We start from the raw sequence: 12396 nt of genomic DNA, 5'->3' as shown, positions 1-12396 counted from the left end.
TGTAAAATATAAAGCCATATGGTATCATAAATGTAAATAAATTGTAACAGGAGGAGAGGCATGGAAAAAACTCAGAATTTTTTTGAAAAAGTCCGAGCAAGAATTAAAAAATACCGATTTAATTGGTCGACCAAGCAAGTTGAACATGATGAATTCGTAGAGATTGAACATGTCAATCACGGGGAAACGTTGAACAAAGACAAAAGGCGGCTGTTTAAAATGCGGGGCTCCGCAGTGGTGGTCTGTACTTTTTTAGTATTAGTGGGAGCCGGAGCAGTCGATGCGCAAACCCGGGCCTACGAGGTGATTTACAAAGGTACCAGTATTGGCTATATTGACAGTCTGGAAGTACTGGAAGCAGCAGTTGGTGATACCAGTGCTGATAAAAGTGGACGAAGAAACCGGGAAGGTAGCGATTATGAAATCCGGACGGCCCGATCTACAGATTTTTTAACAACAGAAGAAGTAACCCAAGTCATAACTGCCATCAGAACCGAGGAAAAGAATAATCAGCCGGAGGTTTTGGTTGCCCGTGTTGACAATGTGGAACCAGCTGCAGCGACAGCTTCTCAGGAAACACCCATCACAGATGCCGAAAAGCTTCAAACGGGCTCGGTTGCGGCTGTAGTTGAAGAAGAACCAATTCTTGAACCGGAGACAAACACTGCCAGTGTGGCTGCGAGTCATACGTCAGAGACACCAGTAAATCAAGCGACAGAAACCCCGGCGGTAGTGGCAGAGGTACCGGTTGAAGACGTACCAGTTATTGAAGCACCGGTGACTGAGGTTGTTGTTGAGGATATCCAGCCGGAAACATCTCCAGTTGATGAAGCACCAGTGGTGGACACTCCCGTGGTCGAAGCGCCGACAGAGGAAAATCCCATCACTGAACCACCAATAACTGATATTCCGGAAGAACCGGTTGCTGAGCTACCGGCGGTTGAAGCCCCGGCTGCTGAAACCCCGGCGGTAGAACCGGCCAAAGAGACGCCTCAGGCTCAGTTTATGATCCCGGCCAGTGGCCGGGTAGGAGAAATTCTCCGTGACTACGATGGCGGCTACTACAGCAATCATTATCGGGCGGCTGCGGTTGACATCTTAAACAGCGAAGGAACTGACATTTATGCAGCGGCCTCGGGAACGGTCACCTTGTCCAGCTGGTATGGTGGTTATGGCAAGTGTGTGATCATTGATCATGGCAACGGCTATTCAACCCTTTATGGACACTTCAGTTCGGTGGATGTAGTAGAAGGTCAGGCAGTTACCCAGGGTCAGCGTATTGGTGGAATGGGATCGACCGGATCGTCCACTGCCAATCATGTCCACTTTGAAGTACGGGTCAATGATGAGGCCCAGCCGATTGGCAATTACTTCAATATCAGTAGCGGCGATTATATTTAAACCATCAGACACCGAAATAACTGTGACTGAGGTTATCGCAAAACTACCGTACCGACCAATTATTAATCTGTTGTTCGCTGCGGAATCGGACAGGCGATGCCGTGTCCGCTCCGATGCGTACAACATGATATAACAATTGTCGGTACTGGGTTAGCTTTTTTACAGTCTGAGACACCGAAATGACGGTGTCTTTTTTTACCAAAAATCTTGCAGAACAGATAATAATATGGTATCATAATGTAACAAAAACGTAACGAATAAATACAAGAGGTAAATAAATGGACGAGACTGTAAAGATTGAAAGAGAAAAACGACGAATACAACGAAAAAGAAAGCGGCAGCGCAGTAGTATTGTCACCATTATGATACTATTTATATTAGCATCTGTGGGGGTTGTCAGTGCTCAAACCCAGGGATATGAAGTTTTTTATCATGGCGAAAGTCTTGGTTATGTGCAGAATTCGGGTGTTTTTAAATCGGCAGTTGATCGGATTGAAACCAACCTCAGAGAATGTTACAATTATGATAATCTTCATTTGGGCAATGGATTTCAACTGCTCCCGGCACGGGTCGAGAATCCCATGGATTTAGATACCTGTGTTAATGTCTTAAACAGCAAAGGCATTGCGCTTTATGTAGACGGCGCAGCTGTTTTAGTCGATGGCGAAAAAATAGGGACGATGACATCATTGACTGATGCAGAAAGTGTCATTGCGGCATATAAGAATTTAAGTAACAACAAAAATACCAGTGGGATAACATGTGTGGAAGTTACGGTGCCGCTATCGGAAACAAAGGATTTTGCAACGATGTTAACAGCCTTAAAAGTCCATTTAAAATAAAATCGACCAAACACCAGCTGTGGCTGGTGTTTTTTTACAGGAGGAGTGCGATGGGTGAAATAAGTCGGGAAAAAGCAATGGATCTGGCGGTAAAATATCTGTCTTTTAAGTCACGAACCAGCAGTGAAATGGTTGGATACCTGAAGAAAAAGAACGTCCCGGATACGATTATTGCTGAGGTGATGCAAAAGCTGGATGAATACCATTATATTGACGATGCAGTATATCTGAAAAATTATCTGGAGAACAATCGACAGCTGAATTATTATGGCTCCCGGCGACTGCTTCAGGATCTCAAAAAGCGGGGCCTTGGCGATGATTTACTGCTTTCACTGGTTGATCTTTTTCCCAGAGAAGTGGAAATGCACTGTTGTGAGATGGTGGCAAAAAAAAGCCTGGTGCTATTAAAGGGTCAAACGCCATTCCAACAGAAAAAAAAAGTGTACGAAAAACTGGGGCGGATGGGTTACCCCACCGAAATGGTTCTGGAAGTGATCAAAAACCTGGAATTAACTGACGAATTCATGGAATTATCGGCAGATGACTTGGTTCGGGAAGAAAAAAAGCAGCAAGAAAAGCTGGATCGGGACTTTCAAAAATATCTGCGCACTCAGCGCCAAAAAGGGCTAGCAGGAAAAGTCTTGATCTATCAGATCAAAAAGAGTTTAATGGGTCGGGGTTATCCCTATGAGTTGATCAATGAAAAGATCGAAGCGATGGAAGAAGAGCTGCTGGACGAATAAAAAAATCAGGAGATTGTTGATCGCCCGATTTTTTTATAGATAACCGATGGACCAAATAGTGTTATCAAAATGGCAGCTAATTTTTACAATTATAATCCCAAACGTTTTATCAAATAAGGAATAGCCCGTTCAAAGCACACGCCATAACGTTTTTCCTGCTGGAGCTCCACCGTTTTTAGAATACACTCCCGGGTGTAATCCACGGCGATCTGAGTGGCTTCTTGTAAATTAAAGTCGCTTAGCAGTCCGGCCAGTAGCGTACTTCCAAAAATATCCCCGGTACCATGGAAGTAATCAGCCACCCGGTCATTAAAGACGTAGTCAAACGTACGGGATTTTGCATCATAGGTAGCCGCTCCCAGTTTGGAGGGGTCAAATGAAATACCGGTGACCACTACTTTTGGGGAACCCAGTTGGGACAATCGGAGTAATAAGCCTTCGACGTAGTTTTGATCGTAGTCTTCACCAATATACGGCTCATCCAAGAGCAAGGCGGCTTCGGTGAGATTGGGAACGATGATATCCGCTTTGGCGCAAAGGGTGGTCATCCCCTTGGCCATTTCGGGCGTATAAATCGAATACAGCTCGCCGTGATCGGCCATTACCGGATCCACCAGGATCAGGTTTGTTTCTGTACGGAAGCGATCAAAGAGACTGGCAACCAAATCGATCTGTTCGAAGGAGCCTAAAAAACCGCTATACAATGCATCAAATTCCAGCTTTAGCGATTGCCAGTGATCAGAAATTGGACGGATGTCGGCGGTTAAATCGCGATAGGTAAAATCCGTAAAACCACCAGTGTGGGTGGACAAAACGGCGGTGGGCAAGACGCTGGTATCAAATCCAGCGGCGGAGATAATCGGCAGCGCTACAGTCAGAGAACATCTGCCGACACAGGATATATCATGGATCGCGGCAACCCGCTTTTGTTTATTTTGCATTTGAATCTCCTTGTTTAAATTAAGTCTATTATATGCTAAAATTGAACCTGTGGAAAGTCTCAGTTAATCAAAAAACTATGGATTCAGATTAGGAGGAGCAATGCTTACCATCCCATTCAAAAATAAAGGTTCCTTTTTGTATGTAGAAATATATGAATTTATCAAGCAGGAAATAACGGACGGCAACTTGAAATATGGGGAGAAACTTCCGTCCAAACGAAGTCTGGCCAGTCATCTGGCAGTCAGCGTGAATACAGTGGATACAGCCTATAGTCAGTTGGTGGCGGAAGGCTACCTGGAAGCCATTCCCAAAAGGGGTTACTTTGTTTGTCAGATCGCAACCTATCTTGTGAAAGATGCCAATCGCATTCAGGATAAAAGAGCGACAATAAAAAAAACAGAAGTGGTTACAATTGATTTTTCTCCCAATGCCATCGATCAGCGGATTTTCCCCTATGATGCCTTTCGGAAAATATTCAAATCGACTTTTAATGAGTATGATAACAACTTATTAAACAAACCCGATATTCAAGGGGAACTGGAGCTGAGAAAGGCTCTGGTGGATTTGCTCTATCACTCCCGGGGAGTGCGCTGTCATGCGGAGCAAATCATCATTGGGTCAGGGACCGATCATCTCCTACAGATTTTAGGGCTGCTGTGGGGCCGAAATAAACCGGTGATATTGGAGAATCCGGTTTACTTAAAAGCCTATCATATTTTTGAAAAAATGGGCAACCCGGTTATTTCCGTCGATATTGATGAAAAGGGGATTCAAATAGAACCGCTGAAAAATTATTCGAATGTCGCAATTTATGTAACGCCTTCCCACCAATTTCCTCTGGGGATGAGTATGCCGATCGATCGACGGATTCGATTGTTGAATTTTGCCAACCAGGAAGAAGGAAACTATATTATTGAGGATGATTACGACAGTGAATTTCGTTATAATGAAAAGCCGTTGCCGTCGCTGCAGAGTATTGACAATAGTGGCCGGGTGATATATATGGGTACCTTTTCAAAATCGATCGCTCCGTCATTCCGGATCAGTTACATGGTATTACCCGGAGAATTGCTAAAGGCCTATCAGGAAACGGCGGAGGCTATCAGCTCACCGGTTTCCAGTTTGGAGCAAAAAATGATTGGAGCCTTTATTGCCAGTGGATTTTTTGAAAAACATGTGAATAAAATGAGGAAAGTCTATAAAGGAAAGCGGATTGTTTTGATGAATGCGTTAAAAAACCTGGGCAGTCAGGTCAAAATCACCGGGGAAAATGCCGGTCATCATCTATTGGTACAGCTTGATAATGGCCTCACGGAAGAAGAAATGTATCACCGGGCCCTGGCCAGGGGGATCCGGGTTTATCCAGTATCACCCTATTTTATCCACGGTTTGCCAAAGCATTATAAAAGTATGGTTTTGCTGGGATACGGTTCGCTCACCGATGAACAGATTCACAACGGGATTGGGATTTTAAAAAAAGCATGGGATTTGTAATGATTATGTTGTGCAAAGAGTAAATAAGCTAAATATTTACTCTTTTTTTTATTTTCCAAGAGTGGTAATATCGAGTAAAAAGAGATAGGAGATAAAAATGGGAAGTAAATGCAAAGCAAATGGCAAGCCGAAGCGTCACAGACGAAATGATCTTAACGGGTTTACACTGATGGAAATGATCGTCGTGATTGCAATATTAGGGGCATTGGCGGCTTTAGCTATTCCACGGTTTACCGGTGTTCTCGCAAATTCTCAGGAAAAGACAGATCAGGCGAATATCCGCATTGTTGAAAGCGCCATTGAGCTCTATCAGGCTGAAAAAGGGGAGTTGCCAACGGGAGTGGATACCTTTAATGAACTGGTTACAGAATTACATCGTGTTGGCTATCTAAAAAATGCAGAACTTAAACCGGTGAGTAAGGGGAAGAGTTTTAGTTATGATGCCACATCAGAAGCGATCAGTTTAGTAGCCAGTCCAGGTAATTAGCAGTTCATTATGGAAACGACTACATCATCCCGATTAAGGGAGATACATAATAATGAGTTGCGGGGGAATGCCGGTTACACGTTGATGGAATTGCTGGTATCCCTTGCGGTTTTATCACTGTTGACAGTTTTTTTGTATGGCACCGGTTTTGCCAGCCGAAGTTCGTTTAACCAAAACGCTTATGACGCCGAGTGTGATCGTATTCTATACGCTTTGCTTCAGTATCAGAATGAGGCAATAATGGATGGATACCAGCGACAGGTGCGGTTTCTAAGTTCGGGGATGCAGGTGATCTGGACCAAAAACGGGGTGAGTCATCGGGATTTTATTGCCGTGGAAACCTTGACTTTCACAGGAGACTATACCGGTGCGGCAGTATTAAGGCTTTACGAACATGGAACTGTATCCCAGGGTGGGACGGTCTATCTCACTGGCGCCAATGGTGTGGTCAGAAAAATCGTCGTCCAGGTGGGAAATGGAAGGATTTATTTAGATGAACCATAAGCATATAAGGGGTTTTTGGCAGCCAATCAAACCATCAGTCGGATATACGCTCATCGAAGCCATTATAGCCATAGCGGTATGTGGATTTGGTTTGGCAATGATTCTGGGTCTATATGGAATGGTCATAAAAACAGAAATCGTATCAAAAGCCATTTTTTTACAATCGGTTGAAATTAATAGCATTGCTGATGAAATTAATCTTGCCCTAAAAAACGGATCAACAGGAGACCAGCAGGAAGCCATTGAGGTCATCTTAGAAAGCAAGTATCCGGACTACGAACTGGCGGGATTAAGAAAGGACAGTCAAGCCAGTTTGTATCATCTTGAGATTATTCATAAAGGTGAAAACAATTTGGATAAGCTGTTTCATATTAAGGTTTTCTGGAGTCAGTATGAGTAACCGTAAATCTGAAAATGACCGGGGATTCAGCCTGATTGAAGTACTGACTGCATTGATGGTAATTTCCCTGGTTCTTGGGATGCTGTTATCCGGATTGATCTACATCAATACAATCAGTAATCAGGCAAAAATCAATCAGGAATTGTATTATAACGAACGCTATATCGCACTGTATTTTCAAAAACAGGTGCTGAAATCAGAAAAAATCTATTATAAAAACAATCGGATCTATCTTCAGGATCTGGAAAGTCCGGATCTTTATTATAATTATTATCTCTATAGCAACGGATTTTTAAGACGCTATAAGGTTTTCAAAAATGGATTAACCCCGATTGGGTCTGGTGGTAATAGTCAATTTCTTAATCACCTCCAGTCATTTTCACTGTCACTCGGGTCCAATCAGGAAATTATTATCCGATACAGTCTGGCCATTGAGGGTGCTGTATATTATCGGGAAACAGTCATTTCCCATGGAAGAGTGGTGGAGTTCGTATGATTACAACAAATAAGAATGGTTTTGTCTTGCCGTTGGTGTTGGTGGTCGTGGCTCTTATGGCAGCGGGCGCAGGTTATGCATTAACCCGGGGTATGGCCGAACTGCAGGCAAATGTTCACAATCAGGATTATCAATTGTCGATTTTGACAGGAAAAAATGCGTTGGCGATTTTACAGGCTGAATTGGAAAGAGATGTCAATTATTCAGGAACAAACGGGAAGCAAACTGATGAAAATGGTGGATTTTATGAAATTCGTGTTTTTAAAACAGCGGACCATCTGCGCTATGTGGAGGTCAAAAGTGAATATCGTGATTATCAAAAAAACTTTAGTGGTGCAATCGAATTGCAGCCCGATCTGACGGCCGTACCGGGAGGTCAGATTGTAAAGTTTAACTGGAAGATGTTAGGGGGTGTTTAGTCCGTTGAAAAAGAGCAAGCGACTTTGGGTCATTGATTGGGGAGAAGCGTTGATTAAAATCGTTTTAGGTGAAGTCAATGATTCGGGATCAGTCCGAATTATCGATTTTCGCATTGAAAAAAATCCGAAACTGATTTGGCCTGAAACAAATCCTGAAACCAAGCGGGCAACCAGTAAGCTTTTTCGGTCATTATTTAAAGGCTATCACCGTAGGGATGAGGTAATGTTGTTAATTAATCAAGCTGAGATGATGGTAGCAACGTTTACCTTTCCAATGATGTCTCTTTCTGATTTGGAAGACGCAATTTACTGGCAGATGCAACTGCTTACTTCAGAAGACCTGGATCATTGGCGAATTGATTTTGTTGCTCGGGTTCAGAACCAATGGTTTGAATGCCTGGGGATGGACGAACAGACATTGGATGTAGTGGGCGTTGCGATAAAAAAAGCGCAACTGACCAGATATATACGGTTCTTTAAAAAAAATGGTCGGAGCTTAAATGCCATCGTTCCGCAATTCTATCCGCTTGATTCACTGCTGATTGAACGAGACGGTCAGTCAACCCTGATAATTGATATTGGCAGTCGAAGCACCCGTTTTTTCCATTATAAGGGAAACGTCCTTAGTGAGAACCATCAGATTGAATTGGAAAGCGGTTGGGATGGGGCGTTTTATTTACAGCAGATAATAAAAGTGGTCGAGCAGATTTTTATATCCCCGCTGGGCTGCGAAAAAGTCGGTCAGGATGGAACTATTTATTTGATGGGAGGCGAGAGTCTGCATCCTGGGGTTCGGGAATACCTGTCGAAGTCGATGGGAAAGGACGTGCAGTCGATTGATGTTCTGCTGGAGGCGAACGAGAGCCTGGTTTTTGCCGAACAAATTTCCCGGGTGCAATTATGTTTAGTCGCACCATGCGTATGCGGTTTGATGAAATATGCGCAGACCAGAGGAGGAAAAAATTGATTTGAAGCATGAAATGAATTTGTTGCCGGTGAATTCGGTTAAAAAGAAGCGGCCCGATAAAACACGATCAAAAGGTCTAATAATCTTCATCGGAGCACTGCTGGGTGTTTTGGTAATTTATGGGATCTTATCGTTTCTTGAGGCATCCTGTCAGACTGAGATCAGACAACTCGAAATGTTAATTGAGAATAAAGCAGAGTACCAGGTTATTTATACCAATCTTAACCAGCAAAAAGCGATACTCGAACATCGACAGTTGCTTTTAGAAACGATCAGCAGTGGAAAGGCGTTGCCACATCTAACGATGTCAGAAATTAACAAAGTGCTGCCCGCCGGGATGCTTCTGACGAATTATGACTACCAGGAGGGCCGGTTGATTATTTCAGGAGAAACCAAAAAGAAAGAGGAAATTCTTGAGTTTAAAGAAAGGCTTGCCAATTTGGCGGTTTTTGAAATGATTAATATGGTTAGCACCACAAGAAAAAATGACGTTTCGACTGATAAAATCACGATGGAAGAATCATGGGAATTTACACTCGACATTCAAATAGCTGAGGTATAAACGGTGAAAAGCAAAAAGGCAAGGAGATCCGGTGAAAACAACTCAGGAACGAGAACAACTCGCCAGACAAACCTAAAAATTCAAAAAGGCATAATTGCTGGAGCAGTGATTGTAATACTGATGGCTTTAGTAGTCATCCCTAAATATGAAAGTTATTGTAAAAAAAAGCTGATTTTGGCAGAAAAAGAACGTTATAATATGGAACTGCCTGACAAAATGTCCGAAGAGCACTATTTAAACGAGTTGAGAGTGATCAGTCAACAATTGGACGATAACCGGAGTCATTTGCCAGAACGGTTGGATACGGTCAGTTTGTATGAGAATATTGGCAGGATGGCTGAAGTGGCAAAGGTGGGAGTGATATCTGTGGAGTTTGGAGCAGCGGATGTCCAAATTGATGAAAGTCTGGGGATGCAGATTAACCAGGATTTTCAAAACAGCGACGAAAAGACGATTATCGGGCCTGATGGTAAGATTTTAACGCGCTGCGAATATGTTGTGGTATGCACCGGAAATGATGATGCCTTTATTGATTTTTTCAGTGAACTGGATCGGTGTGTACCGGTGATTCGGGTTATCAGTTATGAAATAGAAGCAGAAGCGATGGGTGAAAAACGGTTGCGAATGCGTCTGGAAAGTTTCGGAATTCTGGCCGATAACCGGGATAATCAAGTAACTGTGATGGGGGATCAATTGGACGAAGCGCTTAAGTAAGGTTTAAAAAACAGCTGGCATTTTTGTTTATCGCAAAAAAATAATAACAATACAGTCGATGAGAGGGGTAGTAAAATGAACGAGAAAAAAACGAAGCGAATCATTGGAACGCTTTCAGGTATTGGTATTGGGGTAATTGGTATATATATGATCAGTCACCCAAGAACTTCGGTGGAACAACTGGTTGTATTGTTGATGGCGGCGTTGGTGGTTTTTGCTTTGATTAATCTTGTCTCGGTCTTTTTTAAATCCCACGGTGGCAGCAAACGAATGACTGTAATCGGGGCATTGGTCAATTTAGGTTTTGCGGTGGCCTTGTTTTATTTCCGACTGACTGTCGCTGAACTGATTCCGTATGTATTTGCAATTTATGTGGTGATTAACAGTATTGCCAAATTAATTTCCGCAGTAACCTATTGGCGGGATGGGGTGCCTAATTACGGCTTTTACTTTATCAGTGGGGTGCTTAATTTTATTTTTGGTATTTATCTGCTTATCAACAGTTATTTTCAGACAGCGAGCTTTGCCATTGTATCGGGACTCTATCTGATCTGGTATGGGGTGACGTTACTGTTTGACGCTTTTAATGATTGGGAGACGCAGGAACAGATGAGCAAGACGGCGAAGCGGATGCAGCGAAAAATGCGGATTGCGCTGCCATCATTATTGGGAATATTTGTACCGATGGGGCTGATTAGAAAATATGATGCAAAGGTCGCTTCTGAAGATGCCAACGCCTATATATTATCTCAGGAAGTTTTGGTGCCGGAAAAAGCCGGAATTAATCCCATGAATGTGGAAATTCTGGTGCACTTATCCAAAAAATTTATGGAAGCGTTTGGGCATGTTGATCTGATTTTTGGAAATGAAGCCCTGTCTTACGGGAATTTTGACGGACACTCCTACCGTTTGGGCGGAGCCATGAGTGATGGGGTGCTTTTTATCTGTGATAAGGATCGCTATTTGCGGGAATCCGTTATCCATGATGGGAAAGTGCTGATCTCGTTTAAAGTTGCTTTTAATGATGATGAGTTGGCGATCATTAAGGAGAATTATCGCCGCTTTCAGGAAAATATGTTTGAATGGTTTTGTGACACCCAATTGGCAGAGCAGGGAATGCTGGCACCAGGGGATTACACGGGTGTAGAAGATGTTATCTATAAAGGTACCGGGGCGCGGTTTTATAAATTTAAGAAGGGGCCGCTAAAGACCTATTTCGCGCTGAATACCAATTGCGTCAAGGTGGCGGATTCACTGTTTGAGAATACCGGTTTTGAAAAGCCGGCGACCGGTAACATCGTTACGCCGGGAGCCTATTATCAATTTCTTATGGGGGCACTGGAACGACCGGGTACTAAAATTTATGAGAAAAAGATATACTCTCGGGAAACCTTTGGCAATACGGAAGAAATTGCCCGCCAGGAAGAATTATAAGGCGGATCACTTTATAAAAATTCAGCCACTTGTTTGCTAAAACAAGTGGCTGGTAGTATTATTGACGATTGATAACTTCAGTCAGACTGGACTTGATGGTTACAAACAGGCGATGAAGGTTGTTAATCTCCTCAGCTGAGAATTCAGCCAGCGACTGATTAAAGGGCTCGAACAGTTTGGCGTTGGTGGATTCGAGTTGACTAAAAATAAATTGACCATTCGGGGTCAAGGTAAAGACCACCTCCCGAACGTTAATCGGCGATTTTTCTTTTTCGATCAATTCTTTTTCAAGCAGTTTGGAGGTGCACTTTGAAATGGCACTTTTTGAAATCCCCAGTTTATTTGCCAATTGGGTCAGGTTGATACCAGTAAATTGTCCAATCATATCCAGGGCTTTCAGTTCGGAAGGATATAGAGAATAGGTTGATTCATCGATTGTAAATGTTTGGGGTAAAATAAGAATATTCTGGTAAAGCACGGCAGAATCGATCATCAGTTGCTTGACTGCGGCAAGATCAGCAACAGAATCCGGGGAAACGGAATTTGTCAGGTTGAGTTTCTCTTTTTTAGGAACGGTACCTGCTTTTTTTTCTTCAGCTACACTTTTCTTCTTGGACTCTTTCTTCGAATCTTTTGCTTCTTTGCTTTCCGGTTTCTTGCTTTTCTTCTCTTTTTTCAAAATGACACTCCTTTCAATACAAAATGGTTTCTAGGCACTTGCGAATTTAAAAATAGCGAGCAAAATTGCTTTTTATGCAGTTTCATCAAATATTTTGGTAACGTGTAGGCGAACAGATCATCGAACTGTCTACTGTATAGTGTAGAAATTGTATTGTACGAAACTGGACACAATGCTGATGGCGATTTCGCAATTACCTGCAAACGACTTTATTAACAGGGTGAAGAATCTGGTTCACCCTGGTTACAATATAATAATACCGAATTTATCGCGTAAGTGCAATAAAAACATGGTCCGGCCAGTCGATTTATT

The 12396-nt window shown here is 42.8% G+C and carries 15 protein-coding genes; 13 read left to right on the top strand and 2 right to left on the bottom strand.

Features of this window, described 5'->3' with window-relative positions; translation table 11 throughout:
- Nucleotides 1-60 precede the first annotated feature (60 nt).
- The 3 genes from BI182_RS12935 (at nucleotide 61) to BI182_RS12925 (ending at nucleotide 2986) form a co-directional block, all read left to right on the top strand.
- Entirely contained in the window at nucleotides 61-1401 is a 1341-nt protein-coding gene (locus tag BI182_RS12935; protein WP_286808466.1) for a M23 family metallopeptidase, read from the top strand.
- 278 nt (nucleotides 1402-1679) lie between these two features.
- Nucleotides 1680-2243 carry a hypothetical protein gene (locus tag BI182_RS12930; RefSeq protein WP_286808464.1) on the top strand — a complete coding sequence of 188 codons (564 nt, stop codon included), beginning with the start codon at nucleotides 1680-1682 and terminating at the stop codon, nucleotides 2241-2243.
- Between the two features lie 50 nt (nucleotides 2244-2293).
- Entirely contained in the window at nucleotides 2294-2986 is a 693-nt protein-coding gene (locus BI182_RS12925; protein ID WP_286808463.1) for a regulatory protein RecX, read from the top strand.
- An 89-nt stretch (nucleotides 2987-3075) separates the two neighbouring features.
- Here BI182_RS12925 and BI182_RS12920 read toward each other — a convergent pair whose 3' ends face one another.
- Entirely contained in the window at nucleotides 3076-3927 is an 852-nt protein-coding gene (locus BI182_RS12920; protein WP_228882459.1) for a pyridoxamine kinase, read from the bottom strand.
- A 100-nt stretch (nucleotides 3928-4027) separates the two neighbouring features.
- Here BI182_RS12920 and pdxR point away from each other — a divergent pair, with 100 nt between their 5' ends.
- The 10 genes from pdxR to BI182_RS12870 all read left to right on the top strand — a co-directional run bounded on the left by pdxR (nucleotide 4028) and on the right by BI182_RS12870 (nucleotide 11405).
- On the top strand, nucleotides 4028-5422 hold the full coding sequence (gene pdxR / locus BI182_RS12915; protein WP_286808460.1) for a MocR-like pyridoxine biosynthesis transcription factor PdxR: 1395 nt from the start codon (nucleotides 4028-4030) through the stop codon (nucleotides 5420-5422).
- A 97-nt stretch (nucleotides 5423-5519) separates the two neighbouring features.
- The gene (locus BI182_RS12910; RefSeq protein ID WP_228882455.1) at nucleotides 5520-5909 is read left to right on the top strand and encodes a competence type IV pilus major pilin ComGC; all 390 of its coding nucleotides are present in this window, start codon (nucleotides 5520-5522) and stop codon (nucleotides 5907-5909) included.
- Between the two features lie 9 nt (nucleotides 5910-5918).
- A complete protein-coding gene (locus BI182_RS12905; RefSeq protein ID WP_286808457.1) occupies nucleotides 5919-6413 on the top strand; it encodes a prepilin-type N-terminal cleavage/methylation domain-containing protein in 495 nt (164 codons plus the stop codon).
- The gene (locus BI182_RS12900) at nucleotides 6403-6813 is read left to right on the top strand and encodes a type IV pilus modification PilV family protein (RefSeq protein ID WP_286808455.1); all 411 of its coding nucleotides are present in this window, start codon (nucleotides 6403-6405) and stop codon (nucleotides 6811-6813) included. The genes BI182_RS12905 and BI182_RS12900 overlap by 11 nt, the downstream gene beginning before the upstream one ends.
- Complete coding sequence (locus tag BI182_RS12895) at nucleotides 6806-7309, top strand: type II secretion system protein (protein WP_286808453.1); 504 nt, start codon at nucleotides 6806-6808, stop codon at nucleotides 7307-7309. Before BI182_RS12900 ends, BI182_RS12895 begins: the two co-directional genes overlap by 8 nt.
- Nucleotides 7306-7728 (top strand): hypothetical protein, encoded by a 423-nt coding sequence (locus BI182_RS12890; RefSeq protein WP_286808451.1) that lies wholly within the window; start codon nucleotides 7306-7308, stop codon nucleotides 7726-7728. Before BI182_RS12895 ends, BI182_RS12890 begins: the two co-directional genes overlap by 4 nt.
- Nucleotides 7729-7732: 4 nt before the next feature.
- The gene (gene pilM / locus BI182_RS12885) at nucleotides 7733-8695 is read left to right on the top strand and encodes a type IV pilus biogenesis protein PilM (RefSeq protein WP_286808449.1); all 963 of its coding nucleotides are present in this window, start codon (nucleotides 7733-7735) and stop codon (nucleotides 8693-8695) included.
- A gap of 1 nt (nucleotide 8696) precedes the next feature.
- A complete protein-coding gene (locus BI182_RS12880; RefSeq protein ID WP_286808447.1) occupies nucleotides 8697-9257 on the top strand; it encodes a PilN domain-containing protein in 561 nt (186 codons plus the stop codon).
- A 3-nt stretch (nucleotides 9258-9260) separates the two neighbouring features.
- Nucleotides 9261-9971 (top strand): hypothetical protein, encoded by a 711-nt coding sequence (locus BI182_RS12875; RefSeq protein WP_286808446.1) that lies wholly within the window; start codon nucleotides 9261-9263, stop codon nucleotides 9969-9971.
- Between the two features lie 75 nt (nucleotides 9972-10046).
- A complete protein-coding gene (locus BI182_RS12870; protein WP_286808444.1) occupies nucleotides 10047-11405 on the top strand; it encodes an HdeD family acid-resistance protein in 1359 nt (452 codons plus the stop codon).
- A gap of 58 nt (nucleotides 11406-11463) precedes the next feature.
- Here BI182_RS12870 and BI182_RS12865 read toward each other — a convergent pair whose 3' ends face one another.
- Nucleotides 11464-12084, bottom strand: coding sequence for a MarR family transcriptional regulator (locus BI182_RS12865; RefSeq protein WP_286808443.1), 621 nt, complete (start codon nucleotides 12082-12084; stop codon nucleotides 11464-11466).
- Nucleotides 12085-12396: the final 312 nt, after the last annotated feature.

The sequence above is a fragment of the Acetobacterium sp. MES1 genome, assembly GCF_002237635.1.
Lineage (GTDB): Bacteria > Bacillota > Clostridia > Eubacteriales > Eubacteriaceae > Acetobacterium > Acetobacterium wieringae.
This window is presented reverse-complemented; position numbering and strand designations above follow the sequence as displayed.

Bases quoted from the DNA above. Each gene is read 5' to 3' on its own strand.
- BI182_RS12935 (WP_286808466.1), top strand. From the start codon at position 61: ATGGAAAAAACTCAGAATTTTTTTGAAAAAGTCCGAGCAAGAATTAAA.
- BI182_RS12930 (WP_286808464.1), top strand. From the start codon at position 1,680: ATGGACGAGACTGTAAAGATTGAAAGAGAAAAACGACGAATACAACGA.
- BI182_RS12925 (WP_286808463.1), top strand. From the start codon at position 2,294: ATGGGTGAAATAAGTCGGGAAAAAGCAATGGATCTGGCGGTAAAATAT.
- BI182_RS12920 (WP_228882459.1), bottom strand. From the start codon at position 3,927: ATGCAAAATAAACAAAAGCGGGTTGCCGCGATCCATGATATATCCTGT.
- pdxR (WP_286808460.1), top strand. From the start codon at position 4,028: ATGCTTACCATCCCATTCAAAAATAAAGGTTCCTTTTTGTATGTAGAA.
- BI182_RS12910 (WP_228882455.1), top strand. From the start codon at position 5,520: ATGGGAAGTAAATGCAAAGCAAATGGCAAGCCGAAGCGTCACAGACGA.
- BI182_RS12905 (WP_286808457.1), top strand. From the start codon at position 5,919: ATGGAAACGACTACATCATCCCGATTAAGGGAGATACATAATAATGAG.
- BI182_RS12900 (WP_286808455.1), top strand. From the start codon at position 6,403: ATGAACCATAAGCATATAAGGGGTTTTTGGCAGCCAATCAAACCATCA.
- BI182_RS12895 (WP_286808453.1), top strand. From the start codon at position 6,806: ATGAGTAACCGTAAATCTGAAAATGACCGGGGATTCAGCCTGATTGAA.
- BI182_RS12890 (WP_286808451.1), top strand. From the start codon at position 7,306: ATGATTACAACAAATAAGAATGGTTTTGTCTTGCCGTTGGTGTTGGTG.
- BI182_RS12870 (WP_286808444.1), top strand. From the start codon at position 10,047: ATGAACGAGAAAAAAACGAAGCGAATCATTGGAACGCTTTCAGGTATT.